The sequence below is a fragment of the Blastomonas sp. 34TW genome, assembly GCF_059803595.1.
Window position 1 is genome coordinate 484,441 of the sequence record NZ_JAPFGW010000001.1, and the last position, 26,263, is coordinate 510,703.

32 protein-coding genes and 1 tRNA gene are annotated in these 26,263 nt (G+C 62.8%); 30 read left to right on the forward strand and 3 right to left on the reverse strand.

Annotation, left to right across the window (positions count from 1 at the left end):
• Position 1 precedes the first annotated feature (1 nt).
• The 11 genes from OPU69_RS02265 to OPU69_RS02315 all read left to right on the forward strand — a co-directional run bounded on the left by OPU69_RS02265 (position 2) and on the right by OPU69_RS02315 (position 9,622).
• The gene (locus OPU69_RS02265) at positions 2-469 is read left to right on the forward strand and encodes a hypothetical protein (protein WP_498509161.1); all 468 of its coding nucleotides are present in this window, start codon (positions 2-4) and stop codon (positions 467-469) included.
• Positions 466-2,268 (forward strand): hypothetical protein, encoded by a 1,803-nt coding sequence (locus tag OPU69_RS02270; RefSeq protein WP_498509162.1) that lies wholly within the window; start codon positions 466-468, stop codon positions 2,266-2,268. The genes OPU69_RS02265 and OPU69_RS02270 overlap by 4 nt, the downstream gene beginning before the upstream one ends.
• A gap of 66 nt (positions 2,269-2,334) precedes the next feature.
• On the forward strand, positions 2,335-2,901 hold the full coding sequence (locus OPU69_RS02275; RefSeq protein ID WP_498509315.1) for a phage baseplate assembly protein V: 567 nt from the start codon (positions 2,335-2,337) through the stop codon (positions 2,899-2,901).
• An 11-nt stretch (positions 2,902-2,912) separates the two neighbouring features.
• A complete protein-coding gene (locus OPU69_RS02280; protein ID WP_498509163.1) occupies positions 2,913-3,287 on the forward strand; it encodes a GPW/gp25 family protein in 375 nt (124 codons plus the stop codon).
• Between the two features lie 113 nt (positions 3,288-3,400).
• The gene (locus OPU69_RS02285) at positions 3,401-4,549 is read left to right on the forward strand and encodes a phage tail sheath subtilisin-like domain-containing protein (RefSeq protein ID WP_498509165.1); all 1,149 of its coding nucleotides are present in this window, start codon (positions 3,401-3,403) and stop codon (positions 4,547-4,549) included.
• 43 nt (positions 4,550-4,592) lie between these two features.
• Positions 4,593-5,102 carry a phage major tail tube protein gene (locus OPU69_RS02290; RefSeq protein WP_498509166.1) on the forward strand — a complete coding sequence of 170 codons (510 nt, stop codon included), beginning with the start codon at positions 4,593-4,595 and terminating at the stop codon, positions 5,100-5,102.
• A 116-nt stretch (positions 5,103-5,218) separates the two neighbouring features.
• A complete protein-coding gene (locus tag OPU69_RS02295) occupies positions 5,219-5,581 on the forward strand; it encodes a phage tail assembly protein (RefSeq protein ID WP_498509167.1) in 363 nt (120 codons plus the stop codon).
• A gap of 41 nt (positions 5,582-5,622) precedes the next feature.
• Positions 5,623-5,709: a hypothetical protein gene (locus OPU69_RS02300; protein WP_498509316.1), complete on the forward strand. Its 87-nt coding sequence runs from the start codon at positions 5,623-5,625 to the stop codon at positions 5,707-5,709.
• A 339-nt stretch (positions 5,710-6,048) separates the two neighbouring features.
• Positions 6,049-7,917 carry a phage tail tape measure protein gene (locus tag OPU69_RS02305; protein ID WP_498509168.1) on the forward strand — a complete coding sequence of 623 codons (1,869 nt, stop codon included), beginning with the start codon at positions 6,049-6,051 and terminating at the stop codon, positions 7,915-7,917.
• Positions 7,918-7,920: 3 nt separating this feature from the next.
• Positions 7,921-8,460, forward strand: a complete 540-nt coding sequence (locus tag OPU69_RS02310; protein ID WP_498509169.1) for a phage tail protein — start codon at positions 7,921-7,923, stop codon at positions 8,458-8,460.
• A 163-nt stretch (positions 8,461-8,623) separates the two neighbouring features.
• Complete coding sequence (locus OPU69_RS02315; RefSeq protein WP_498509170.1) at positions 8,624-9,622, forward strand: contractile injection system protein, VgrG/Pvc8 family; 999 nt, start codon at positions 8,624-8,626, stop codon at positions 9,620-9,622.
• On the opposite strand, the gene OPU69_RS02320 is transcribed toward OPU69_RS02315, so the two are convergent.
• Entirely contained in the window at positions 9,623-10,330 is a 708-nt protein-coding gene (locus OPU69_RS02320; protein WP_498509172.1) for a hypothetical protein, read from the reverse strand. It abuts the gene before it with no gap.
• A gap of 3 nt (positions 10,331-10,333) precedes the next feature.
• Positions 10,334-11,011 carry an XRE family transcriptional regulator gene (locus OPU69_RS02325; protein WP_498509173.1) on the reverse strand — a complete coding sequence of 226 codons (678 nt, stop codon included), beginning with the start codon at positions 11,009-11,011 and terminating at the stop codon, positions 10,334-10,336.
• Positions 11,012-11,096: 85 nt separating this feature from the next.
• On the opposite strand from OPU69_RS02325, the gene OPU69_RS02330 reads away from it, so the two are divergent.
• From OPU69_RS02330 to OPU69_RS02410, 17 genes are all read left to right on the forward strand, one after another.
• Positions 11,097-11,423: a YdaS family helix-turn-helix protein gene (locus OPU69_RS02330; protein WP_498509175.1), complete on the forward strand. Its 327-nt coding sequence runs from the start codon at positions 11,097-11,099 to the stop codon at positions 11,421-11,423.
• Positions 11,420-11,764 carry a hypothetical protein gene (locus OPU69_RS02335; RefSeq protein ID WP_498509176.1) on the forward strand — a complete coding sequence of 115 codons (345 nt, stop codon included), beginning with the start codon at positions 11,420-11,422 and terminating at the stop codon, positions 11,762-11,764. The genes OPU69_RS02330 and OPU69_RS02335 overlap by 4 nt, the downstream gene beginning before the upstream one ends.
• The gene (locus tag OPU69_RS02340; RefSeq protein WP_498509178.1) at positions 11,761-12,255 is read left to right on the forward strand and encodes a phage regulatory CII family protein; all 495 of its coding nucleotides are present in this window, start codon (positions 11,761-11,763) and stop codon (positions 12,253-12,255) included. Before OPU69_RS02335 ends, OPU69_RS02340 begins: the two co-directional genes overlap by 4 nt.
• A 32-nt stretch (positions 12,256-12,287) precedes the next feature.
• A complete protein-coding gene (locus tag OPU69_RS02345) occupies positions 12,288-12,587 on the forward strand; it encodes an Ogr/Delta-like zinc finger protein (protein ID WP_181266836.1) in 300 nt (99 codons plus the stop codon).
• A 106-nt stretch (positions 12,588-12,693) separates the two neighbouring features.
• On the forward strand, positions 12,694-15,366 hold the full coding sequence (locus OPU69_RS02350; protein WP_498509179.1) for a toprim domain-containing protein: 2,673 nt from the start codon (positions 12,694-12,696) through the stop codon (positions 15,364-15,366).
• Positions 15,363-15,578, forward strand: a complete 216-nt coding sequence (locus OPU69_RS02355) for a hypothetical protein (RefSeq protein WP_498509180.1) — start codon at positions 15,363-15,365, stop codon at positions 15,576-15,578. Before OPU69_RS02350 ends, OPU69_RS02355 begins: the two co-directional genes overlap by 4 nt.
• A complete protein-coding gene (locus tag OPU69_RS02360) occupies positions 15,575-15,745 on the forward strand; it encodes a hypothetical protein (protein WP_498509181.1) in 171 nt (56 codons plus the stop codon). The genes OPU69_RS02355 and OPU69_RS02360 overlap by 4 nt, the downstream gene beginning before the upstream one ends.
• Positions 15,742-16,023 (forward strand): hypothetical protein, encoded by a 282-nt coding sequence (locus OPU69_RS02365; protein WP_498509183.1) that lies wholly within the window; start codon positions 15,742-15,744, stop codon positions 16,021-16,023. The genes OPU69_RS02360 and OPU69_RS02365 overlap by 4 nt, the downstream gene beginning before the upstream one ends.
• Positions 16,023-16,982 carry a phage Gp37/Gp68 family protein gene (locus OPU69_RS02370; protein ID WP_498509185.1) on the forward strand — a complete coding sequence of 320 codons (960 nt, stop codon included), beginning with the start codon at positions 16,023-16,025 and terminating at the stop codon, positions 16,980-16,982. Before OPU69_RS02365 ends, OPU69_RS02370 begins: the two co-directional genes overlap by 1 nt.
• Positions 16,979-18,982 (forward strand): DNA cytosine methyltransferase, encoded by a 2,004-nt coding sequence (locus tag OPU69_RS02375; protein WP_498509186.1) that lies wholly within the window; start codon positions 16,979-16,981, stop codon positions 18,980-18,982. Before OPU69_RS02370 ends, OPU69_RS02375 begins: the two co-directional genes overlap by 4 nt.
• Entirely contained in the window at positions 18,979-19,272 is a 294-nt protein-coding gene (locus tag OPU69_RS02380) for a hypothetical protein (protein WP_498509187.1), read from the forward strand. The genes OPU69_RS02375 and OPU69_RS02380 overlap by 4 nt, the downstream gene beginning before the upstream one ends.
• Positions 19,265-19,762 carry a hypothetical protein gene (locus tag OPU69_RS02385; RefSeq protein WP_498509188.1) on the forward strand — a complete coding sequence of 166 codons (498 nt, stop codon included), beginning with the start codon at positions 19,265-19,267 and terminating at the stop codon, positions 19,760-19,762. Before OPU69_RS02380 ends, OPU69_RS02385 begins: the two co-directional genes overlap by 8 nt.
• A complete protein-coding gene (locus OPU69_RS02390; RefSeq protein WP_498509189.1) occupies positions 19,725-20,246 on the forward strand; it encodes an ASCH domain-containing protein in 522 nt (173 codons plus the stop codon). Before OPU69_RS02385 ends, OPU69_RS02390 begins: the two co-directional genes overlap by 38 nt.
• The gene (locus OPU69_RS02395; protein ID WP_498509190.1) at positions 20,243-20,569 is read left to right on the forward strand and encodes a DUF4326 domain-containing protein; all 327 of its coding nucleotides are present in this window, start codon (positions 20,243-20,245) and stop codon (positions 20,567-20,569) included. The genes OPU69_RS02390 and OPU69_RS02395 overlap by 4 nt, the downstream gene beginning before the upstream one ends.
• The gene (locus OPU69_RS02400; RefSeq protein WP_498509191.1) at positions 20,562-21,056 is read left to right on the forward strand and encodes a hypothetical protein; all 495 of its coding nucleotides are present in this window, start codon (positions 20,562-20,564) and stop codon (positions 21,054-21,056) included. Before OPU69_RS02395 ends, OPU69_RS02400 begins: the two co-directional genes overlap by 8 nt.
• Positions 21,057-21,058: 2 nt before the next feature.
• Positions 21,059-21,757: a DNA methyltransferase gene (locus OPU69_RS02405; RefSeq protein ID WP_498509192.1), complete on the forward strand. Its 699-nt coding sequence runs from the start codon at positions 21,059-21,061 to the stop codon at positions 21,755-21,757.
• Between the two features lie 72 nt (positions 21,758-21,829).
• Entirely contained in the window at positions 21,830-23,479 is a 1,650-nt protein-coding gene (locus OPU69_RS02410) for a recombinase family protein (RefSeq protein ID WP_498509317.1), read from the forward strand.
• Here OPU69_RS02410 and OPU69_RS02415 read toward each other — a convergent pair.
• A tRNA-Met gene (locus OPU69_RS02415) sits at positions 23,436-23,512 on the reverse strand. The genes OPU69_RS02410 and OPU69_RS02415 overlap by 44 nt on opposite strands.
• A 197-nt stretch (positions 23,513-23,709) precedes the next feature.
• Between OPU69_RS02415 and OPU69_RS02420 the strand changes: the two genes are divergently transcribed.
• On the forward strand, positions 23,710-24,945 hold the full coding sequence (locus OPU69_RS02420) for an NAD(P)/FAD-dependent oxidoreductase (RefSeq protein ID WP_498509193.1): 1,236 nt from the start codon (positions 23,710-23,712) through the stop codon (positions 24,943-24,945).
• Positions 24,946-25,111: 166 nt separating this feature from the next.
• Entirely contained in the window at positions 25,112-26,263 is a 1,152-nt protein-coding gene (locus OPU69_RS02425; RefSeq protein WP_498509194.1) for an efflux RND transporter periplasmic adaptor subunit, read from the forward strand.

Genomic DNA, 26,263 nt, shown 5'->3' on the forward strand with positions numbered 1-26,263 from the left:
GATGGGGGCAGGCAGCAAGATTTACTACAGCGCTTCACGAGGCGGCTTTTTCAGCCCCGCGGTGCATGCCGACATTCCCGGAGATGCCGTATCAGTCTCGCCAGCTCGGCACGCGGCGCTGCTCGCCGGGCAGGCTCAAGGTTGTGAGATCGTGCCCGATAAGCGCGGGCGACCTCAGTTGCGCTCCATTGGCCCTTCAGACCTCGAGTCAGCCCGAGCAGCATGCATACAGGCCATCAAGCGAGAGGCCTCTCGCCGGATCAACGATCGCTTGCCGCTCTGGCGTCAGGTCAATGCCCTTCGCGAAGGCAAAGACCCCGGTTTCCACGATGTCGATGCCATTCGCCATGCTAGCAACCTGATCGAAGAGCTCGTTTGCGAAGCCACCGACCTGGCAGCCGTGACGGGTCTGCCGATAACGGATCATCTACTTTGGCCAAATTTCGACCTTCCGGAGATTGACACGTGACCAAGATCAGCCTTCTCAATCCTGCCATTGATCTTAACGGCAACGAGCAGGTGGTTCTTGTGAAGGACGGTGTGACGCGGCGAGCAGCTGTTTCCGGCCTGGTTGGCGCAGCGGTCGCCCCTGCACTCGAAGCTGCTGAAAATGCTCGCGACCAAGCGTTGAACAGCGCAGATGTTGCTAATGTAGCTGCGCTATCAGTAGATCGAATTTTTCCCAGTATAATAGCGGGGATAGCCGGAACAAATAGCGGTGAATATTTCTTTACAGCAAATCCTGCGAACTTGTATTTGAATGACGCTGGAAATCCTGTTTTGCAGAGTGAGCTAGCCACATTGGGTCGTTCTCTCGGTAATTTCATTACCCAATTGATTGAAGATGGGTCTAATTTTAAGGAAGCTCTTGAAGGCATCGGAAGCATGCTTGCTTCACCCGCCGGAGCTAGTCATCTACGGTTCTTGCAACAGGGGGCTGATCCGCAAACTGATGCAGAAACTCTGGAAGCACTCAATCGGCGAACGGTCTGGGCGGAACAGTATGGCTTCAGCGCAGCCAAGAATGGCGCTCAAAACGAGATCGCATTCAAGAAGGCGTTTGACGCATTGCCTCCCGAGGGAGGGACCATCCGCATGGGGCCGGGTATCTTTGTCGTCAATGATATTTCTGTTCCAGTCGGTCACAAGGGGATTAACATCCAAGGATCTGGATTTAGAAGTACCGTCCTACAAATTGGTACACCAGAAGGGCCTTTACTAAGGCGAGATGGTTCTTCGATCGGTGATGGAAGAGTTCTGGGTGCAAACATCGGTAACTTTTCAATCAGAGCTCATGCCTTAAGTGATAAAACTAACCTTCAGCATCGCGCCGTTGATTTTACCGGATTCTGTAATTCTCGATTTCACGATATAGCGTATATCTCAAACGGTAGTGGTGCGGTCGGGTGCGTTTTTTCGGGTGATGCAAAGAATGGGCTGACGTACTGCGACGTTTTTGAGAGAATCATTATAACCGGACTGATCGGGGAGGAGCTGGGGGTCGCACCTTCACGTGTATTGCGGACCCACAATGATGGTGGGACTTTCCTCAACAACCCAAACTTGATAGAATTTCGCGATTCTTGGATCTACGCTAATCGCAATCTGGATGTGGTGTGCGATATCGCAAATAGTACAAGATCTAGAGTAACAAATTGTCTCTTTGAGGCCTCTCCTGAAACAACCGCGGTTATTATGGGGCAGGCGTGTATTGTTGAAGGTAATTGGTTTGAGGTTGTAGCTACAAATATTGCTACTGACAGCACGGCCTCGGTTGACGGGTCATCAAGCTTGGTGATCGGAAATTATTTTTCGGGAGCAGGTACGAACTTCATCGACACCATCAACATCAAGCCCCTGTGGATAGGAAATAGCGGCGGTGGGCAGGAAGTGGGTGGCCAAGGCGTCACGAAGGTTATGGGTGCAACCGCCGATCCTGCCGCACCAACGCTACAGAGAACCGCTGGATCAGCAACTTCCACTTTTCAGCTGGTGGTGGCTGCTCCCACCATCAGCATGGATGCCGTAGGAAGGGTGACATATCGCTTGGTCTATTCGGTCACTCCTGCAAGCGATGGTTATATGGAAATCAGCGTCGCGTTGCCAGCGGGCTATTCTTTGGAGCACTGGGATTTGGGCTGCACACGCCTAGCGAATGGCGTTCCCGTTACGACAGCCTTGCAAACTGACAATGCAAGTAAAGCGTTGAACTTTATAGGGTTGGACCCGCACGATCTGATTGCGCGTGTTACAATCGTGAGGGATTAAGCCAGTGGCCGCATTAATTAACAGAAAATCATTGGCGATGCGCCACGATTGCAGTGGTTCCGCGCCATGATTGGGTCTTCTGCTTACAGTCATTCTGAAGACATACCCGTTGATGTAGCCACCTTAATTCGCTTGGGGGTTGTCGATTCCGTTGATCTCCACGCTGGTCGGTGCATCGTTCGCTGTGGAGATCCGCAAGGGGGTGAGATTATCACGCCGCCCATTCGCTGGATCATGCCGCGCTGCGGTGACACGCGCATCTGGTCGCCCCCGACCGTGGGCGAGCAGGTGGTTCTTCTTTGTCCCGATGGTGAGATCGGGGCAGGGGTGGCGCTCACCGGCATCACCCGCGACACCTTCCCTCCGCTCGGCTCTACATTGGAAGAGCGCATAGACTTCGTCGATGGCGCACAGCTGCGTTATGATCCGGAAGCGCATCATCTCGAGGCGTTGCTGCCAGATGGTGCGACTGCCACGATCACCGCGCCCGGTGGATTGACGATCAACGGTGACGTCACGCTCAACGGCACGCTGACCGCGAGCGAAGACGTGATTGCCGATGGTGTCAGCCTTAAGACCCACCGCCATGGTGGCGTGCAGCCTGGCAGCGGGCAAACCGGCGCGCCGCAATAAGGGGACTGCAGATGCTGGGAATCGACAAGGCCACGGGGCAGCAGCTCGACGGCAACGCGCATCTGGCCCAGTCGATCGGGGATATCCTCTCGACCCCGCTCGGCACCCGCGTCATGCGGCGCGATTACGGGTCGATGCTGTTCGACCTGATCGACCAGCCTATCAACGGGGCCACGCGCCTGCTGCTCTATGGGGCGACCGCCCTGGCGCTGCAGCGCTGGGAACCGCGGCTCCGATTGAAGCGCATCGCCATCGGCCTGGGCGAGCAGCCTGGCGAACTTGTGATTGCGCTCGATGGCGAGCGCACCGACATCGGCCAGGCGAATTCGCGCGTGCAGCTGTCCATCCCGATCCGCCGGGGCGGTGCCAGCCCCCGCAATAGCTGACGTCGTTGTAACCGGCCCGGTAACAACCGCCCGCGCTGGCCTTTGGCCAGCCTTTGCCCCTTGTCTCTGATGCAAACACCCCCGCCCGCAACGCAGCAAGAGGCAGATCGATCATGCACGGCATCAAGGTCAATGAGCTTACCACCGGCGCGCGTCCCATCGTGCCCATTGCCAGCGCCGTGATCGGCCTGGTCGCCACCGCCACCGCAGCCGCTGGTGCCGCGACCGAGGCGCTCGATGAAGCGTTCCCGCTCGATACCCCGGTGCTGGTCACCGATATCCGCTCGGCCATCGGCAAGGCCGGTACTGGTGGCACGCTGCTGCCCGCGCTCGAGGCGATTGCCGACCAGACCAGCCCGATCCTGGTGGTGGTGCGCGTGGCCCCCGGTGAGGATGACGCGGAAACCACCGCCAACGTGATCGGCGGCAATACCGGCGGCGTGGCCACCGGCATGCAGTGCCTGCTCGATGCGCAGGCGCAGCTCGGCATTCGCCCGCGCATCCTGGGCTGCCCCGGTCTCGACGTGCAGGATGTGACCGCCGAGATGGTGATCATCGCCAAGCGGCTGCGCGGCATGGTCTATGCCCGCGCGATCGGCGATGAGATTGCCGACGCGCTCACCTATCGCGATGAATTCTCCGCGCGCGAGCTGATGCTCATCTGGCCCAATTTCACCAAACAGTTCGTCGGCGATGCCGTCGCCCGCGCCATGGGCCTGCGCGCGCGCATTGATGAGGAGCAGGGCTGGCACAAGACCCTTTCCAACGTCGCGGTCGATGGTGTCACCGGCATCGACAAGTCGGTCTATTTCGACCTGCAGGATGCCACCACACCCGCCGGCGTGCTCAACGATGGTCAGGTGACCACGATGGTCCGCATGAACGGCTATCGCTTCTGGGGCAACCGCACCTGCAGCGATGTACCCGAATTCGCGTTCGAAAGCGCGGTGCGCACCGCCCAAGTGCTGCAGGATACCATCGCCGAGGGCCTCGTCTGGGCTGTGGACAAGCCGATGACGCGCGGCCTGGTGAAGGACATCCTCGAGACGATCAATGCGGAAATCAGGAACCTGAAGGCGCAGGGCCGCATCATCGACGGCCGCGCATGGTTCGATCCCGCGCTCAACAGCCAGACCGATCTGGCAAGCGGCAGGCTCACCATCGACTATGATTTCACCCCGGCTGCGCCGGCGGAAAACATCATCCTGAATCAGCGCATTACCGACCGCTATTACGCCGGTTTCGCGGATCAGCTGAACTGATCGCCGCCACCATCGCCGCTCTCGATCGACAAAGGACACCGCCATGGGCCTTCCCGGCAAACTGAAGAACTTCAACCTCTACAACGACGGCAACAGCTATCTCGGCATCGTCGGGGAATTCACCCAGCCCAAGATCGCCGCCCAGATGGAAGAATGGCGCGGTGGCGGCATGCTCGGTCCGATCAAGATCGACATGGGGCTGCAGCTCATGGAGGCGGAATTCATGGTGGGCGGTCTGGTCACCCAGATCATCCGCCAGTTCGGCATCCCGCGCGTCGATGGCGTGCTGCTGCGCCTGGTCGGGGCCTATCAGCGCGATGACGGCAGCGCGCCACAGGCGGTCGAGATGGTCATGCGCGGTCGCTATGAAGAGATCGACATGGGCAACGCCAAGGCCGGTGAGGACACCGAGCACAAGGCTAAGATGCCGCTCGCCTATTACAAGCTGGTGGTCGATGGCCGCGTCGAGATGGAAATCGACATGATCAACGCGATCCTGCTGGTCGATGGCATCGATCGCTACGCCGAGATCCGCGCCGCCATCGGCCTCTGACCTCTTCGATTCCGCACGCGCTGCCATTGGGGGACGGCGCGAGCGGGGCAGGGCCGGGGGTGTGTTAGGTGCCCCCGGCCCGATCCATCCTCCCCCGCAAATGAAGGTTCCCCCAGATGACCACCGAAACCACGCACCCCGCCAGCAGCGCCGGCACGTCGCGCTTCTCCGACCCGATCGAGCTGGTCGAGCCGATCGTGCGCGGCGAGACCCGGATCACCAGCCTGATCCTGCGCAAGCCAAAGTCCGGCGAACTGCGCGGCCTGACCTTGCAGGATCTTCTCACCACCGATGTCACCACCATCATCAGGCTGGTGCCGCGGATCTCTGATCCGATCCTTACCGATGCAGAGGCACGCGAACTTGACCCGGCAGACCTCGCCGAAATCGGGGGCGTGATCCGCGGTTTTTTTCTGACCCGGGCAGAGCGGGCGCTGATCGAGAAGATGACGTCCGGGGAACCGGTGTCGATGAACTGATCGCCGACATCGCCGCGATTTTCCATTGGCCGCTGTCAGAGCTGGAGGGGCTCGATTTCGAAGAGCTGATCCACTGGCGCAGCAGGGCGGTCGATCGATGGAACCGGATGCACTGCGGCAAGGATTGACAAGCGGATGGAGCAAGAGACGTGAGCAACAAGCTGTCGCTGCTGGTCAGCTTCATCGGAGCCGACAAGCTCTCCGGCTCGATCCGCAACATCACCGGAGCCAGCAAGAAGGGCTCGATTGCGCTCAAGGCGATGGGCGACGAATCGCGCCGCCTGAAGCGAGAGCTCGCCGATGTTGGCAAACAGATGCAGTCGGCGACCGGCAATGTCACGGCGCTGATCAACCGCGAGCGAGATCTTGCGCGCCAGCTCGAATTCTCCAACCGCCAGATCGAGCAGCAAAAGGCCAAGCTGGGGCAGCTGGCAGCCATCGAGCGCAAGACCGCCGATCGCAAGGCCATGGCGGCGAACCTGATATCCTCGGGCCAGTCGGACCTCGCCCAGGGCGCGTCGCTGGCAGCGCCTCTGATCCTTGCTGGTGCGGCAGCGATGCGGAACGAAAAGCAGCTGGCCCTGCTCGCCCAGAAGCTCGATCTTACGAAGGCTCAAACCGACAAGCTCGGGGACAGCATGATGCGCGCCGCCATCATGACCAAGCAAATGCCCGAGAACATCGTCACGGCGGCCGATTTTCTTGCAAGCAAGGGCCTCGGGCAGAAGCAGGTGGAAGGCATGTTGCCGGTGCTCGGCAAGTTCGGCACCGCATGGGACGCTGACGTGACCGATGCAGCAAAAGCTGCTCATGCCAACCTGCTTTCGCTCAAGGTGCCGCTCGACCAGACCTCTGCCGCGCTCCAGATCATGGCCGTTGCCGGTCAGAAGGGCGGCTTTGAGGTCAAGAACATGGCGGCGGAGTTTCCTGCGCTCGCTAGCCAGATGGCGACACTGGGATCGACGGGCCTGTTTGCCGTGGCTGACCTGTCAGCGGCGCTGCAGGTGTTGGAAGCAAAAACCGGTGATGGTGCGGAAGCCGCGAGCAATCTCAACAACATGATGCGGTTTGTCGGGTCGAAGGAGGGCATCGACAAGTTCAAGAAGCTCGGCATCGATATACCCGCTGCGCTGAAAAAGGCGGCAGCAGAGGGGCGCAGCCCGCTCGAAACAATAGCCAAGCTGACCAGACAGGCCACGGGAGGTGATGATTCAAAGCTTGGACTGATCTTCTCTGACGCACAGGCGCTGGCTGGCGTGCGGGCATTAATCCAGAGCGAGCAGCAATACATCGCCATCCGCAAGGCGGCGCTTAACGCGCGCGGCATGACGGAGAAGGAATTCAATCGGATGTCAAAGACATCTGAGAGAAATTGGATCGAGTTTCGAGGCAGCCTGGAGGGGGTCACCAAGACCCTAGGCACGCATCTTCTGCCAATGCTGACCGCAGGCACCAAATGGCTTGGTGCAACGGTCCGATCCGTTGCTGCCTGGGCACAAGCGAACCCTGAAGCGGCCTCGACCATCATGAAGATCGTCGTCGGCCTAGCGGCCTTCAAGCTAGGACTGGGGGCGGCGAAAATCGCCCTGGGCGGCATCATTGGTCCGATCTCAACCGCATGGGGCTGGTTTCAGAAGCTCCGCGCCTTGGGCGTGCTCAGCAAGGGTCTATGGCTGCTGCGCTCGGGTGCCTGGGTGGCTGGCCAGGCGATCATGTTCCTTGCCCGCGCCATGCTCGCCAATCCCCTGATCGCATTCGTCGCCGGCATCGCCTTCGCCGCCTATATGATCTACACCCATTGGGACGCGATCAAGAAGACCTTCAACGGCGCGCTCGCCCATATCCGCAGTTTCGTGAGCAACATGGGGCCGATCGGCAAGGCGATCGTGCAAGGGTTGATCTCGGGGATCCTCGGCAACCCCATGGGCGTCTTCAATGCCCTGAAGCGCATCGTCGGGATCGGCATCGACAAGATCAAGGCGTTCCTTGGCATCAAGTCGCCCAGCCGCTTGTTCATGGCGCTGGGCGGTCATGTGAGCGCTGGCATGGCGATGGGGATCGATGGGGGAAGGGGGCGCGCTATCCAGTCGGCTCAGCGGCTCGCCGAGGGTGTGGCAAGGGGCGGCATGCCACGCCTCGCTGCCACTGGAGCACCAATTCGGTCAGCTGGAGGTGGGGGCGGGGCAGGGAACGCCCTCTCAGGCAGCGGGGCGACGTTCAACTTCACCATCAACGCGCTGCCCGGCCAAGACGTCAACCAGCTTGCGGAGAAGGTTGCAGCGAAGATCGAACAGATCATGGGCGTCCGCCGCCGCTCCAGCTACGAGGATGATTGATCGATGCGCTTTCCGCCTTCGCTGAATCTGCCGTTCGACCAGGCCCGGGGCCGGGTCGACCAGGTGCGCTCCGAGGCGCGCCGCCTCGACGATCTCTTCGGCGCGCTCACCGCCACCCCCACGCTCGACACGTCGGCCCTCCGCAGCGCTGGCTTGCCCCAGGGCACGCAGCTGATGGTGCTAGGCATGTTCGTCTTCGGCATGGAAAGCCTGCCCTATCAGGAATTCCAGCGGCGGATGAGCTGGCGGCACGCGACGAGCGAACGCCACACGGAGCGCCCCGCCGCGCAATATGTCGGCCTGGGCGAAGACACGGTCAGCTTTGTCGGCGTTCTGGTGCCCGAGGTCGCGGGCAGCTTCAGCGCCATCGATAACCTGGTAGATATGGCCAGCACCGGCGACAACTGGCCGCTGCTCGACGGCGCGGGCCAGATCTGGGGCAGCTATCGCATCGTCAATATCGACCTCAAGGGCACGTCGATCATCGGCGGCGGCATCGCTCGCCGCACCGAGTTCGCGATCGACCTCGAGCGGCATGATTGACCATGCGCTTTTTCGTCAACACGGACGCTCGCTGGTTTGCCTTCGGCAGATATGACCTCAGGGATTCCGGCTATGGATTGGTCTACTATCTCAACATATTGGGCTGGTGCTTGAACCTTAATGTCGGGTGCAGAGGGAAAGCGGCGGTGGAAGAGTTGGAACCATGACCGCGAACAAGGCCGCCTGCCGCCTGGTGCTCGACAATGGCGTGGACCTTTCGAGCCGCGTCAATCCGCGCATCATCGACCTGACCCTGACCGAGAAGCGGGGGGATGAGGCCGACACGCTCGATCTCACCATCCACAATCACGATGGCCAGCTCGCCCCGCCCAAGGTCGCCGCGGTGCTCAAGCTGGCGCTGGGATGGGAAAGCGGCGACGATGTGCTGCCCGGCATGGTCGACAAGGGCAGCTTCCGGGTCGATGAGGTGGAGAGGAGCGGCCCGCCCGACATCATCACCATCCGCGCGCGCTCTGCCGATCTCACCGGCGACTATCGCACCCGCCGCACCAAGAGCTGGGTCGATACGACGCTGGGTACCATCATCCAGACCATCGCGGGGGAGAACGGCTTTTCCTCGCGCATCACCGGCGAGCTGGCTGCGATCCCCATCAAGGCGATCGAGCAGGCGGGCAAGAGCGATATGGCCTTCGTGCGCGATCTTGGCCGCCGTTACGATGCCGTCGCCACGGTCAAGGCGGGCACGCTCATCTTCATGCCGCTCGGCTCCAGCACAACGCCCAGTGGCAAGGCGCTGGCCACCCTGCGCCTGACCAAGGTCGATGGCTGGAGCTGGACCTTCCGGCATGAAGAACGCACCGGCGCCGATGGCGTCAGCGCCGAATATCACGATCAGGATGCGGGCCAGCGCAAGACCGTGACTACCGGCGGCACCAAGCCGAAAAAGCTCAAGAAGGTCTATGCGAACAAGGCCGATGCCGAGAAGGCGGCGAAATCCGCTGCTGACAAGGCCAAGCGCACGGCCTACAGCTTCACCTATGATCTTGCTTTCGGGGATCCGGCCATCACCCCCAACATGCCCGTCCAGCTGCAGGGCTGGGACAGCGAGATTGACGGCATGAAGTGGCTGGTCGGCGAGGTGACTACGCGGTTCGGGGCGGGGGGGCTGGTGACGGCAATCAAGCTGGAGAGCGCGGGGTGATCATTTATAGTCGATCCATTCATCGACGCGATCGATTCTGAAATCGCGGCTCGCTTTCCTCATCGTGCAATAGCCGCTGATATAAGGGCCAACGATGCGCCAATTCACGATTTCACGGTCTGTTACCACTCCGTCGGCATCGACATACACAAAGCGCGCCATCTTGCCTGATTTCTTGCGGGGCCGAGCCAGGCCAGAACTGCTGCGCGGCGGGTGATAGACCACGGCCTTGGGCGGCGGTGACGGGGTGACATAGCCATCGCTAAGCGCCGCTTCCTGCCGTCGCGCTTCTGCCTGTGCGGTACGTCGCGCATGGTCAACCTCTACGGGCGTCCGGTCAGGCTTGACACTTTCGTTTAAAAGCAGAGTTCCGTGCGGAGGGTTAGACCCTACTGGCTCCCGCTTTTCGGGAAAGGTTTTGCGCGCGGCGAGCCGAACCATCGCTCCAAATCCGACGATGACCAGCCAAACCGCAATCATCATCAGCAGATCAGACGTTTCGGCGCGGTCACCAGGCGGCGAGCCATCGCGGGCCGCGGGATCGATAGCCACTGCAAGGGTGAGGGCAGGGAGAAATGTCGACATGGTGAAAGCAGCCCACCAGCGTGACGGAAACCCAATTCGGCGCGGCACAGCAAGGCCGATGAGTCCCCAAAGCAACAGCGCGAAGGACACGACACCAAGCAATGGCCCGATGACGCCCGCCACGGCTCAAACCTTCCTCATCACGGCCACCACGCGCCCGATGATCGACAGTTCTCCGTCATAGGCAACCTCATCGCGGATGGCGGGGTTGTCGCTCATCAGGCGCACGCCGCCATCCGGCTGAGGCCGCAGCCGCTTGATCATGCCTGCCCCGCCGAACGCCACCGCCCAGATGCGATCGGCCATGTTGAGCGTTTGCTGTGTGGTGTCGATCAGCACGATGTCGCGGTCTAGGATCGTCGGCATCATCGAATCGCCCGCGCCATGGGCGAAGAAAAGATGCTGCGGTGAGGCGCGGGTGAACTGCACCAGCCAGTCGGCAGGGAAGACCCTCTCGATCTCGGTCACCGGCACACCATCGATCCACGTCGCGCCCATCCCGTAATCGAGATCGATTTCCTTGATTCGCACCCCGCCGACCTGGTGGGCGATATCGTCGGATGTCGGGATCGGAAGCGCGCCCTCGCTGGGATCGTCGGTTTCGCCAGTCAAATAGGCCGCTGTCGTTCCGAGTTCCCGCGCGATCCTGTGGAGGTGCTTGGAACCGAAAGACTGGCCGCCAGTGATTTTAGCGATCGAGGCCTGCGACACGCCAACCCGCTGCGCTAAACCATTCTGGCTTAGACCTAATTCGTCCATCCGCTTCCGGACGCGGTCACCATCGATTCGGCCATCGTCGCTCATGACTCAGCGATAACCACCGCCGTTATAACCTGCCTGTGTATTTTGGTTATTGACAGGGTCATAACCTAGGTTATATCCAGTGGCCATGGAACAGCCACTCACCCCCCACGAGGCGCTCCGCCTCTGTCTCCGCAAAGCAGGATCGCAGGAAAAGCTCGGCCTTGAGCTGGGCTGCTCGCAGACCGCCGTCTGGAAGATGCTGCATTCATCCCGCCGCATGTCGCACCAGTTCGTGCTGATCGCAGAGCGCGCCTTCGACGTGCCGCGCCATGTCCTGCGGCCTGACATCTATCCCCACCCAGTGCTGCAGCCCGAGGCGATCGAGGACTCGCTCGAAGCGCCGCTGCGCGATCGCTTTTGCGGAATCGACCTGGGCACGCCCCAGCGGATGACCGCGAGTGCCCGCCGGTGACCGCTGCATCCCCCATTCAGATCGGCCGCTCGCAGACCGGCCCCATTTTCCAGCGTGGCTTTGCGCTTCCCGATCCGCTGGAAGATGAAACCTGGCTCTGCGAACCGGTGGCCGTGCGGGAAGGGGCTGGTCCCCTTCAGACAGAACCTGCCCGCACGGCCACTTTTGTCGCCAGCGCCTTTGCGCTGGGTCAGGCTTCTGCTGCCCGATCATCGTCCGCCCCCCGGCAGCGCCTCTCGGTGGTCACCCCTGCCCACCGTTCCGGCAAGACCTGGTCTGCCACCATCCTGCGAGCCGCGTCAGCCGGTAAATCCTTCGATCGCACCGGAGAGGCCGCATGACGGATCGCCGCGACATCGTGCTGCCCCCCGATCAGCAGGAATTGAAGACCGCTTGCCGTGCCCTGGTGCGCGCCTTCGGCGGTCAGGAAGCCGCCGCCTCTCGCCTTGGCACCCGCCAGCAGCGCATCAGCGATTGCATCAACCCTCACACCGAAAGCTTCCTGCGCGTCGATGAGGTCGCAGTGCTGGAGCATGAGACGGTGGGCCTTCCGGGTCATCCTCATTTGCTGGCCACCCGTGCCCGCCAATTGGGCTATGAGCTGGTCCGCACCCCGACGATCACCGCCACAGGCAAGGATTTGCTGGTGCTGTTCGCTCAGCAGAGCAAGGAAAACAGCGACCTCGCCCAGGCGATCGTCGAGACCACCGCCGACGGTATCATCTGCCGCACGGACGCCGAGCGCATTGAGCGCGAATGCGACGACATCATCGCCAACGCCATCGCCATGCGCGCTGAGGCGCGCCTGATCATCAGGGAGGCCATCCGGTGAGAGATCGCGAGGGGGAAGGGCTGACCACGCGCATGCGCAAGGGGTTTGTGCAGTGCCCGCATTGCAATGCACCCGCCACCATCCGCACGTCGGAATGGGTCAACGAGACGGTGAAGGACCTGTACCTGATCTGCCTCAACACCGATTGTGGCCACACCTGGAAGGCGCAGCTCGCGGCGGTCTTCACCCTGTCGCCCAGCGCCATCCCCAATCCGCAGATCAACCTGCCGATGGCGCCGAGCGACTATGTCCGCCGCCGCTATCCCGAAAGCGCGCGCGAGCCGGGCAATGACCCCGGTCATGATCCGCGCCAGATTCCGATGTTCGGCTGACCGCTGGTCGCTGCGCACCGCCTGACTTCCCCCATCCCCCAATCGCCAACGCCTTGTTCGTCACCCGCAATTCCGGGGCTGCTGCCCCGCGCCATGAAGGCCCGCAATGAACCTTTCCGATCAGATTATCGCCGACCTGAAACAGATGTTCCGGTTCAAGTCGGCCAAGGGTGCCTGGCTGCAGCAAGGCCAGTGCCCGCAATGCGACAAGTGGGAGGCCTATTGCGCTGCCGAAGACCCCAAGATCGTCAAATGCGGCAGGCAGGAAAAATGCGGGTGGGAAGACAGCGTCCGCAACCTGCTGCCCGAGCTTTTCGAGGATTGGACCCGCCGCGCGCCGCCGAGCGAGACCAATCCCACCGCCACCGCCGACGCCTATCTCTCGGTCGAGCGCGGCCTCGATATCAGCCAGCTGCAGGGGCTCTATACCCAAGAAACCTATTTCGACCGCGAGACCAACCAGGCCAGCGCCACCGTCCGCTTCGATCTGAAAAACGGCAGCTATTGGGAACGCCTGATCGACCGCGCCGGTCGGTTCAAGCGCAAGGCCAATTTCAAATACGGCAGCAACTGGAGCGGATGGTGGTGGGCGCCGCCTGCGGCCAGCTATGAGCAGCTCGCGCTCGCAGACGATATCTGGCTGACCGAGGGCATCTTCGACGCCCAGGCGCTGCGCCAGGCGGGCCTTGATGCCGTCAGCCTGATGAGCACCACCAATTATCCCGAGCATGACCTCGCCTTGCTCCGCAAGGCCATTGCCGACAGCCCCGCACGCAACAATCCGCCGCGCCTGGTCTTCGCCTTCGATGTTGGCCCGGCGGGCGTGTCGGCCACCCGCAAGTTCGTCAGGCGCGCCCGCGATGAGGGGTGGAACGCCACCGCCGCCCAGGTCCGCCCGGATGGCGAGGGCACAAAGCTCGACTGGAATGATCTCTGGCTGCGCCATGTCAAGTTCCATGGCGACCCGGAGCGCGCGCCCTTGGGCGAGCGGGCGATCGAGGATTACCTGTGGAACGGCGCGGTCACCATCGCCGAAACCCCACGCGAAAAGGCCAAGCTGATCATCGATCGCAAGGCGCTTTCCAGCTTCGAATTCCGCCACGGCAACCGGCTGTTCTGGGCCAAGACCACCTATGACGAAGACCAGAAGCCGCAGCTTCAGGTCAACGAGATCGCCAACTGCGCCTTCCGCATCCTGTATCGCGAGCGCGACGACGTTGCGGATGAGACCAACTATTTCATCCAGATCGACTTTCCCGATGGGGCGAAGACCGAAAAGGCCCGGTTCAGCAACGCCGCCTGCGCCGCTTCATCGGAGTTCAAGAAGCGCCTGCTCGCCTTCGCTGGCATGTGGAGCGGCACCGGCGAGCAGCTCGACAACATCATGCGGCGGCAGATGCGCCAGCTCAAGACGGTCGAGCCGATCGGTTTTACCGGCTATTCGCCGCCGCACCGTGCCTGGGTGCTGGGTGATCTGGCGGTGCGCGATGGCCGGGTGATCGAGGTCAACCGCGAAAACTATTTCGACCTGGGCAGGGCGGCGGTGAAGCTGCGCAGCCCCGAGCGCATTCTCGATATCGAATGGCAGCCCGACGCGCTCAAGTTCGATTGGGTGCCGCTGGTCTGGCAGGCATGGGGTCCGCGCGGCCTGGTCGCGCTCGCGTTCTTCACCATGTCGCTGTTTGCGGTGCAGATCCGCGAAAAGCAGAAGTCGCTCGGGTTCCTCGAGATCACCGGCCAGCCCGGATCGGGCAAGACCACCCTGGTCGAGCTCATGTGGAAGATGCTGGGACGCTCGGGTTACGAGGGCTTCGACCCGAACAAGGGCACCAACGCCGGTGTCACGCGCAACTTCCTCAAGGTCTCGAACCTGCCTGTCGGCCTGATCGAGGGCAATCGCGAGGAAGGGAAGGGGCACCAGCGCCGGTTCGACTGGCAGGAACTGCTCACCCTTTACAACGGCCGCAGCCCGCGCGTGCTGGGCATGAAATCGTCCGGCACCGAGACATACGAGCCGCCCTTCCTGGGCACCATCTACCTGATGCAGAATGAGCGCATCGACGCTCAGCCGGCGGTGCTCGAGCGCCTAATGTCGATGAAGATCGACAAGGCTGAGTGGAACGATGAGACCCGTGACGCCGCGCTGCAGCTCGAGGGCTGGCCGATCGAGAGCATGTCCGGCTCGATCATCCATGTGATCCGCAAGGAAGCCGAGTATCTCGATTACTACTTCCGGCGCTATCTGCATCACGAGGAGGGGATGCGGCAGCGTGTTCGCGGCCTGCACAACTCCCGCTGCATCAAGACGCACAGCCAGCTCGCCGCCGCGGTCGATTGCCTCAAGGGGCTGTTCCCTGGGCTGCAGGAAAGCTGGCTGAAGCGCACCGTCGATTTCGTCGACCAAATGGCGCTGGATCGCCAGGACAGTTGCGGCGGTGATCATCCGCTGGTCGCCGATTTCTGGGAGAAGGTCGATTACCTGATTTCGCGCGAGAGCCCGAACGATCACGCCGAAGGCAACAGCATCAACCAGCACCGGCATGCCGACAAATATATGGCGGTCAGCCTCAGCTATTTCGAGATGCGCTGCCGCAACGCCGGTCTTTCGCCGATCAACATGATGGAGCTCAAGCGCATCCTGCGTGGCTCCAAGTCCCGGAAATTCATCGGTCAGAAGCAGGTGAACAATCCGGCGGGCCACAACTCGCACTGCTGGGTCTTCGACCAGCCCGACCAGCCCCAGAACTCCAATCGCTCACCCCAGAAGGAGATGGCATGATGCCGCACGTCAATTCGATTCACGATGAGTTTTGTCGCTGCCGCGACTGCAAGCCGCCGCGCCTGCCCGCTGGCGATCTGTACGACGCGATAGGCCAGCAGGTCTCCCCGACCGACAGCCGCGCCGAGATCGCCCGCGACCGCCTCGCAATGGGTGCAATGGGCCTGGTCGCCGTGCTCGCACTTGGCCTTCATTGGGCGGGGTGGGCGTGATCATGGGCCGCCCGATCAGCCGCCCAGAACTGGCCGATGAACGTCTCCGGATGCGGGTGCGCAATCTGCCAACCCAGCTCGAGCGTGCTCGCGCTCGCGTTCGCCAGCTCGAGCAGCAGGCGAGGGATTGGAAGCTGCACGATCTCATCCAGGAGCGCGCGCAATGAGCCGCCGCCAGCATGTCTGCGACGTGCCAGGCTGCACGCACACTCGCCAGCGTTGGCAGCGCATTTGCGACATTTGCTATCCGCAGCTGCCCAGCGCCATCCGCAACAACCTCATCCGCGCCCATGCCGAAAAGCGTATGGCCGACTGGCGCAGCTGGAAGCGCAAGGCAGGCGAGATCATCACAGCCCGCCGCGCCGCGCGCGCGCCGTCCACTCGATGGACCCCTCAAAGCGCCTTCGACCTGCAGGCGCGCATGCTCGGTGAAAGGACCGATTGATGACCACCAAGATCGAATGGGCCGAACGCACCTGGAACCCGATTGTCGGATGCAGCCTGGTCAGCGCCGGCTGCACCAATTGCTACGCGATGGCGCTGGCCTGGCGGATGGCGCAGCACCCCAACGAAAAGATCAGCGACAAATACGCCGGCACCGTTGAACAGGTGAAGGGCAAGGCCGTCTGGACCGGCAAGATCGGCATGTCCGAGGAATCGCTGCTGCTGCCGCTGAAATACAAATTGCCCACCGTCTGGTTCGTCAACTCGATGGGAGACCCGTTCCACCCGGCAGTCACCGATGAACAGCTCGATCGGCTGTTCGCTGTGATGGAAGCCTGCCCGCAGCATATCTTTCAGGTGCTCACCAAACGCCCCCGGCGGATGCGGGACTATCTGACCAAGCGCAAGAACGCGGCACCGATCATGGTGCCGATCGGCAAAGGCCTTCTGGAGCAGCATCCCTTCAACAACGAGATGCAGGCCCCCAGCAACATCTGGCTGGGCGTGACGATCGAGAACAAGCGCGCCCTTATCCAGCGCGCCAAGCTGCTCAAGGAAACCCCCGCCGCGTTGCGCTTCTGGAGCTGCGAACCGTTGCTCGGTCATCTCGGCCATATCCCCACAGACCTGATGCCCGATTGGGTCATCAGCGGAGGCGAGAGCGGATCCGGCGCGCGGCCCTCGCACCCGTCCTGGCACACCCATCTGCGCGATCTCTGCATGAAGGCAGGCATCCCCTATTTCTTCAAGCAATGGGGTGCCTATTCCCCGATCCGCCAGATCGGCGGCAGGTTCGACCACCGCGAGCGCATCGACACCCGCGTGACGATGTCCGGCGAATACGGTGGTTACAATGGCTGGCCGATGAAGCGCCAACCCAAGCACCTCTCAGGCCGCACCCTCGAAGGCGTCGAATACAACCAGATGCCCGCCATCCTGACCAAGGGAGCGGCGGCATGAAGCTCATCATCGACAATTTCGCAGGCGGCGGCGGTGCATCCACGGGGCTAGAGGCGGCTTTCGGGCGGCACGTCGACGTCGCTATCAACCATGACGAGGCGGCGATCGCGGTGCATGCGGCCAACCACCCGGGCACGCGCCATTATTGCCAGTCGATCTATTCGGTCGATCCGCTCGACGCGACCGAGGGTAGGCCCGTCGCGCTGGTCTGGTTCTCCCCGGACTGCAAGCACCACAGCAAGGCGAAGGGCGGCAAGCCCCGCGACAAGTATATTCGCGACCTCGCGCACGTCGTGCCGCACTGGATCGAGCGCCTCAAGAAAGCGACACCAGGCGGGCAGGGCGCGCCCGATGTCATCATGCTCGAGAACGTTGAAGAGTTCCGCCAGTGGGGGCCGCTCGACGCCGACAACAAGCCGATCAAGGAACGTCGCGGCGAAGAGTTTGACCTGTGGGTGCGCCGGATCCGCAAGCAGGGGTACAAGGTCGAGTGGCGCGAGCTGCGGGCCTGCGATTATGGCGTGCCGACCAGTCGCAAGCGGCTGTTCCTGATCGCGCGGCGCGACGGCCTGCCGATCGTGTGGCCTGAGCCGACGCATGGTAAGCCCGGGTCCCCGGACGTTCTGTCCGGCAAACTGCTGCCCTGGCGCTCCGCTGCCGAGTGCATCGACTGGACACTGCCTTGCCCAAGCATCTTCGATCGCAAGCGCCCGCTCAAGGATGCGACCTGCCGCAGGATCGCCGCCGGCGTGATGCGCTATGTGGTGGGCAGCGCGCGGCCTTTCATCGTGCCGGTGACCAACAGCAGCTGGAATCCGGGTCGCGCCTGGTCGGCCGACGAACCCCTGCGCACGATCACCACGGCCAAGGGCGGCGAGATGGCAGCTGTTGCGCCGGTCTTTGCCCGCACAGCCCATGGCGAGCAAGACAGCAGCGGCAGGAAGCGCGGGCGCGGCGATCATTCGGTTGAAGAGCCGTTCCCGACCGTGACGGCATCGCGCGACAGTGCCCTGATCGGAGCCAGCCTGCTGCCTGTCACGCATCAGGGCGGCGATCGTGCCCATACAGTCGATGAACCGTTCAGGACGATCACCGGCGCGCATCGTGGCGAAATCGCACTGCAATCGGCGGCGATGCTCAAGCTGCGCAATAACTGTATTGGCTCGCATCCCGAGCAGCCCATAGATGTCATATCGACGGGCGGGCACCATGGTGTCGTTGCTGCCTCGCTGGTGAGTGTCGATAATACCAGCACCCGGGCCAGCAGATCGTTCGATGTCACGGATCCGCTTCGCACGGTGACCGCATCGGGCGGTGGCTATGCTGCCGTCGGTGCGACCCTCATCCAGACCGGCTATGGTGAGCGGGAGGGGCAGGCCCCGCGCGCGATCGATGCAGAGCAGCCGCTGGGCACGGTGGTCGCTGGCGGTGGCAAGCATGCCGCCGTTGCCGCCTTCCTCGCCCAGCACAATACCGAACGGGGCAATCGCGCCAATCCGGGCCAGCCTGCAGACAAGCCGGTTAGCACGATCACCGGGCGCGGCACGCAGCAGCAGGTGGTGCAGACCACGCTGGTCGAGGCGGGCCAGCTTCCCGAGGATGTGATGGACCGCGCGGTGCAGGTCGCGGCCTTCCTGGTCAAATACTACGGCAGCGAGATCGGCCAATATCAGCCGGTCGATCAGCCGCTCGACACCATCACGGTCAAACCGCGCTTTGCAGTGGTCACCGTCACGATCGATGCGGTCACCTTCGTCCTGGTCGATATCGGCATGCGCATGCTCGAGCCGCGCGAGCTCGCCCGCGCGCAAGGTTTCCCCGAGAGCTACATCCTCGATCCCGAGTGCTGGTATCGGACCGACAGCGGGGCGCGCAAGTTCGGCAAGCTGCCGAAGACCCACCAGATCGCCAAGATCGGCAACAGCGTCTGCCCAGGCCTCGCCGAGGCGCTGGCGCGCGCGAACCTGCCCGAGATGTGCGCGGGGAGGGCAGCAGCATGAGCACCGCTCCCATGGCACCCGATTACCGCCTAACCGCCGGTCGGTTCTTCGACGACTTCCATTCGATCACGCTGAGCAATGCGGTCGAGCACGTCGCGGTCTGGTGCGAGAAGGATGTGTCGCACCGCGAAGTTGCTGCAATCCTCAAGCGCGAGGGCTTCACCCGCCAAGGGTACGCCGGTGCCGGAGCCGGGCGAACGCCCCGCTTCACCCGCCTGCGCGCCACCCGCCAGCAGCTCGATGCCGCGCACCCTGACCGCCATTTACCGAAAGCCACAAAGCATGGCTGACCTCTCCACAGCCCTCGCCAACGATGTCGCGCGCGGCCTCACCATGCCGATGCGACTGGCCCTCAAGCGCCTCCAGCGGGTCGCTCCCGATCGGCAGAGCGCGCTGCTCTACCACGACTTCATCCGGTCCACCGCCGACGCCCTTATCGATCGCGATCTCGCTGCCTGGGGCCGCGACCCTGGGCAACCTCATCGCCCCATCCCCCAACCGCCACCTGCCCAAAGGAGCCTGAAAATGAAAACTGACCCGATCCAAGCGCAATATCATGAGACCATGAACGCCCTTGCCGAAGGGATCGACCGGATCCTGAATGGCGATACGCGACCGCGTCACACCGCATTTGTGCTGTTGGTAGCTGGCTTCGGCCAGATTGACGGGGGGCGTGTCAACTACATCAGCAACGGCGATCGAGAGGACTGCATCTCGATGATGAAAGAGTACATCGCGCGCAATGAAGGCCGATACTCGCAGGAGGAAGGCCATGCCTGATCGTGCTCTCAAGGTTCTGACCGTTTGGCAGCCGTGGGCGAGCCTGATCATCGAAGGCGCGAAGCCTTTCGAATTCCGGAGCTGGCGTCCACCAGCATCGCTGGTCGGCCAGCGAATTGTGATCCACGCGGCTGCGCGCAAAGAAAGCGCCCACGAAATCCGCTGTCTGCTCTTCCAGCTGATGCGGGGCGGACAAGATGCAGCGATGACCTGCCTCCGCCCTGATGTTGCAATCCCGATTTTGCGGAGGGCGAGCGGTCGACCTGTTTCATGCGGCCTTGGCACCGCTCTGGTTGGCGAGCCGCGCAACGGCTTCGACATCGCACGCGAATTCGGGGTCGAGTTCGCCAATGACAGCGACCGAGACGGCCACGCCAATTGGGGCTGGCCAATGGATGAGATCGAGCGCTGGCCCGAGCCGATACCGGCGCGCGGGCGACAGGGCCTGTGGAACTGGCCGACAACCGAGGATGCTGGGCTATGAGCAAGCCTACCCGAATTCGCCTGTCCCGAGGCCGTGGCTGGCGGCTCCAGACTGTGAGCGCGGCCCTCAACGGCCTGCCGGCGGTCAAGGTCACCCGCCCGTCGCGATGGGGAAACCCATATGTCGGCGATGGGCGGATGACACCTGAGAGCCGGGCATATGTCGTCGCACTCTATCGCGAGTACCTGGAGCGTCCCGAACAGGCGGATGAGGTCGCCGCAATTCGCGAGCATCTGCGCGGCAAGAACCTGGCATGCTGCTGCCCGCTGGATGGCCCATGCCATGCCGACGTGCTGCTCGAGCTGGCGAACGGCGATGCCTGACCGCCCCTTCATCTCGCGCGAGCTCGATCGCCGCATCGCCAGCGCCGAATCCGCGATCGCCGCCGGCAGGATCGACCCGGAAACCGCCGAGGCCAACCTTGCCGCCTGGGCGGCGGCAGAGGCCTGGCTGGCAGGGCACCCGGTGCCGGGCACCAGCCCGCGCAACGGCGACACCCGCGCCGCGGATATCTGCCCCATTGATCGCACGCTCGAGGCGGTTACCCGCGCGCGCGATGCGATCGAGACGGAGATCCAGCGCAAGGGCAGGGAAGACCTGACCGAGCACTGGCGTCAGCTGTCAAAGGCCGTGCGCCAGCTCGAACGGCAGCGCGATGGCATGGCCGCGTGGCAGGCGATGGCAGCCGGTCAATCCGATGCACCATCGATCGGCAAGCCAGCCCTGCCGCCAGCTGCCCCCAGCCTGCTCGCCGACATGTTCGACGCCAATGGCGATCCCATCCCTCTGCCGTCGCGACAGGCTGCCTGACGATGAGCGCTATCCTCGACATGGTGCAGATCGGTCCGCACCGCCTCTACCTGGGCGATGCCTATGCCATCCGGCCCATCCTGGGCTGGATGGATGCCGACGTCATGGATCCGCCCTACAAGTTCAAGGCCAAGGGTGCCGGGAACATGCGCAAAGCGCGCGTCGCGACCCGCATGATCGTCGAAGAGCAGCTCGACAAGGGCTTCGATCACAGCATCATCAACCCCTTGTTCTGCGGTGCGACTGTCGTCTTCTGCCACAATGATCAGATCCCGGAAGTGTCAGCCCATCTGAAGGGGATGTTCTCGCGGTTCATCCTGGGCGGATGGTCGAAGAACAACCCGATGCCGGTGGCCAACAAGCACTATCTCTACGACACCGAATACTATTTTCACGCATGGTCGCGCGGCTTTGAACCGCAGGGAAGCCTTGCCGAGAGGCGGCGCTTTGTCAGTGCCTCGGTCGCTCCGGCCAAGACTTTCAATCATGGCACGGTGAAGCCCGAACCCGTCATGGACAAGATCATGACCAACATCGCAGGCCGCACGGTCTGCGACCCCTTCATGGGCACAGGGTCGACCGGCGTGGCAGCGATCAAGGCCGGGCTGATCTTCACCGGAATCGAGCACAACCCCGAGCATTTCGCAACGGCAGTGACTCGAGTCACCCAAGCCTATGAGGCCGCGCTCGCGAAAGCCTGATGCGCCGGTCACCACCAATCGATATCCGCGAAATCACCATTGCGCTTGCCGAGGCACTGGCACAGCGCGACCATGCGCGCGAAACGGAGGAAGCGATTCGTGCGGACAGCCATCTATGCGCGCTACAGCAGCCAGCTTCAGAATGCCCGGTCGATCGAGGATCAGGTCAGGGTCTGCCAAGAGCGCGCCGAGCGTGAAGGCTGGACGATAACGGCGGTCTTCACTGATTTTGCCATTTCCGGGGCGGTGCGCGACCGTCCAGGCCTCAACGGACTGGTAGAGCATATCAAGGCGGGCAAGGCCGACCAGGTGCTCACGGAGGCGCTGGATCGCCTCTCTCGCCACCAGGGCGATATGAGCTGGCTGCATGATCACATCATTCATGCCGGCGCGCGCATCTTCAGCCTCTCCGAGGGAGAGATCAACGAACTGCAGATCGGCTTCAAGGGCACCATGGCCGCGCTGTTCCGGAAGGACATGGCGGACAAGATCAGGCGCGGGCAGAGCGGCCGCGTCGCGGCAGGCCGGATCCCCGGCAATCTGGCCTATGGCTATCGCAAGGTGCATCGTCTCGATGCACGCGGCGAGCCGGAGCTTGGCCTACGCGAGATCGACCCTGACCAGGCCGAGATCATCCGCCGAATCGTCCGCGAATATCTCGAGGGCGATTCGGCTCGCACGATCGCACGTCGATTGAATGCCGAGGGTGTACCGTCGCCGACAGGCCGCAAATGGTCTGTGTCGATGATCAATGGCGACGTGCGCCGGCAGAACGGTATTCTCCGCAACGAAATCTATGGCGGAATCCTGGTCTATAATCGGACCCATATGGTGCGCGATCCTGACACCCGCCGTCGCGTGTCACGCCCTAATCCCCCCGAGAAGTGGCAGCGCACGCCAGTGCCCGAGCTGCAGATCATTCCTGCTGACGAATGGGAGCGACTGCAGCTGGCGCTAGGCGCGCGCGCGCAGGTCGCAAAGGAAGTGAACCGCAGGCCCAAGCGGCTGCTTTCTGGAATGATCCGCTGCGGCGTCTGCAAGGGATCGGTGGTCATTGTCGCAAACGGCCATTGGGGTTGCGCGAATACGCGCAGCACGGGCACCTGCTCCAACCGCCGGCAGATCAGCAATGCGGTGCTCGAGCGCAAGGTGCTGGGCGGTCTGGAAGAGCACCTGCTGCACCCCGATGAGATCGCCGCTGCGGTAAAGCACTATCACCGGCGGCGATCGGAACTCCAGAAGCGCGACCGTCAGGCCGAGAGCGCACAGCGCAAGAAGGTCGATCAACTCAACGCCAAGATCGATCGCCTGGTCACCGTCATCGCCGATGATGGCGGCAAGATCCCCGAGCTGCTCACCGCGCTTCATAAAGCACGCGCCGAACGCGAGCAGCTGCTGGCCCAGATCGGCGAGCGCAAGGCAGAGAACACGATCATCCTGCACCCGGCGATCGTCGACAGCTATCGCGAAGCCGTGAAGAACATCACCGCCACCCTCGCGCACGATGCCGCCGCAGAGCGCACAGGCCGCAACATCCTGCGCAGCCTGATCGATTATGTGGTGCTCACCCCAGCGCCGGGCCGCACGGGTCTGGATATCGAAATGGTGGGCCGACTGCAGAACATCATGGCTCTGGCAGAAGGGGTGCCCCCAAAGGGGGGAGACTATACGTTAACGGTGGTAGCGGAGGAGGGACTTGAACCCCCGACCTACGGATTATGATTCCGCCGCTCTAACCAGCTGAGCTACTCCGCCATCCAGGCCAGCACGGGCCAATGGCCGGTGCAGGTCGCGCCCTATAATTGGACGATGCGCCGCGGTCAAACCAAATTGCACTTTGTCTGCGCCAAGAATTGCCTGCGTCGCTTGCGGGCTTGTTTTCCGCGACCGCAACCGGCAGATGGCTGGCGATGCCGTAAGGGCAGGGGGCTGGATCTTGAGGAGGGAGTGCCGTGCAGGACAGCTATGACATCGCGATCGTGGGGGCAGGCCATGCCGGAGCCCAGGCCGCCATTTGCCTGCGCCAGATGGGCTTTGAAGGCACGATCGGTCTGATCGGCGACGAATCTTTCCCGCCCTATGAGCGGCCGCCGCTGTCCAAGGAATATCTGGCGGGCGACAAGCCGTTCGACCGCATCCTGCTGCGCCCCGAAGCCTTCTGGACCGAGCGGGGAATTGACCTGCAGCTCGGCAAGCGCGTCACCGCGGTCGATCCGGTGGCGCAGAGCCTGACGCTGAGCGGCGGTGCGAGCGTGGGCTATGGCACGCTGATCTGGGCCACCGGCGGCACGCCGCGGATGCTCGATTGCCAGGGCAGCAATGCGCGCAATGTCTTCGCCGTGCGCACTCGCGCCGATGTCGACAAGATCATGGCGCGCATGGAGGCGACACAGAGCGTTGCCATCATCGGCGGGGGCTATATCGGGCTCGAGGCGGCGGCAGTGATGCGCAAGCTCGGCAAGCAGGTGACGCTGATCGAGGCGCTTGATCGGGTGCTGTCGCGCGTCGCGGGCCCCGCGCTATCGGCGTTTTTCGAGGAGGAGCATCGGGCGCACGGCGTCGATCTGCGCACCGGCTATACCGTCGACCATATCGAGACCGATGATTCGGGTCATGCCGTTGCGGTGCAATGCGGCAATGGCGAGCGGATTGCGGCGGACATGATCATCGTCGGCATCGGCATCATCGCGCAGACCGGCCCGCTGATCAGCGCAGGAGCGGCCGGTGGCAACGGCGTCGATGTCGATGAATTCTGTCGCACCAGCCTGCCGCATGTCTATGCGATCGGCGATTGCGCCGCGCATGCCAATGCATTTGCGAACGATCGGGTCATCCGGCTGGAATCGGTGCAGAATGCCAACGACCAGGCGAAGGTTGCCGCAGCGCACATTCTCGATCAGGCGCAGGCCTATAACGCGATTCCCTGGTTCTGGTCGAACCAGTATGATCTCAGGCTGCAAACCGTGGGCCTGTCGGTCGATTACGATCAGGAGCTGGTGCGCGGCGATCCGGCGAGCCGCAGCTTCTCGGTCGTGTATCTGCGCGGCGGCAAGGTCATCGCGCTCGATTGCGTCAATGCCACCAAGGATTACGTCCAGGGCCGCAAGGCCATTCTCGATGCGATCCCGCTCGATCTTGAACAACTCGCCGATGCGAGCGTGCCGATCAAGGAGGTTGGCCACGCCTGAGCAAGGCTTTTTAGCGGAATCCGGCAAAAAATTTGCAACTAAGGAAACAATCTTGCCCTATCATGGGTTAACCCGCTAGATACGAAGCAACCATCGTATACGGTGTCCCCCAGGTTTCTGCGAGTTAGCCATTCCGCTTTCCGTTCGCCCCACACGAACGTTCGTCATGCGCTATGCCGTGATCGGTCTGGCGGCACTGTCGCTCGCCGGTTGTTCTGCCGGCGATGAAGGCAAGGGGCGGCAACGCCCGACGCCGGAGGTCGGCTTTGTTGTCGCGAAAACCAGTTCTGTACCGGTAGCGGTCGAGCTTGCAGGCCGCATCGCCGCGTTCGAGATGTCCGAGGTGCGTCCGCAGGTCACCGGCCTGATCCGGCGGCGTTTCTTCACCGAAGGCGCCTATGTCCGCGCCGGGCAGACGCTGTACGAGATCGACCAGCGGCTCTATCGTGCGGCGACTGCCGAGGCCAGCGCCAACCTCAACAGTGCGATCGCCAACGCCGAGGCCACGCGTATCCGCGCCGAGCGTCTGAAGCCGCTGGCCGAAGCGCAGGCGGTCGCGATGCAGGACTATGTCGATGCGCAGGCCGCCGCGCGCCAGGCCGCCGCCGCGGTGCAGCAGGGCCGCGCGCAGGTGCAGACCGCCAATGTGAACCTGCAGTTCACCCGGGTGCCTGCGCCGATCAGCGGTCGCATCGGTCGTTCGCTGTTCACCGTGGGTGCGCTGGTCACCGGCAACCAGGCCGAACCGCTCGCGGTGATCCAGGGCGTCGATCCGGTGTTCGTCGATATCCAGCAGTCGAGCGCCGATCTGCTCGCGCTGCGCCGATCGCTGGCGCAGGGCGGGGCAGTGCCTGCCAGCGCCGAGGTGTCGCTGATCCTCGAGGATGGCAGCGAATACGGACCACGCGGGACGGTGCAGTTTTCCGAAGTGATGGTCAACGCCGCCACCGGAACGGTGACGCTGCGCGCCCGCTTTGCCAATCCGCAGGGTCTGTTGCTGCCGGGGATGTTCGTGCGCGCGCGGTTCGACCAGGCGATCAACACCAATGCGATCCTGGTGCCCCAGGCTGCTGTCACCCATAATGCGCGCGGCGACGCCAGCGTGTTCGTCGTCGATACCGGCAACAAGGCGGCCGAGCGCAAGGTCAAGGCGGAGCGCGCGGTCGGCAATGACTGGGTCGTGACCCAGGGCCTCAAACCCGGTGACAAGGTGATCGTGCAGGGCCTGGGCAAGGTAAGGCCCGGCGCGCCGATCCGTCCCGTCCCCGCCAGCAAGCCGCAGGTAATCGCGGCACCCCGACCCGACAAGAAAAGCTGA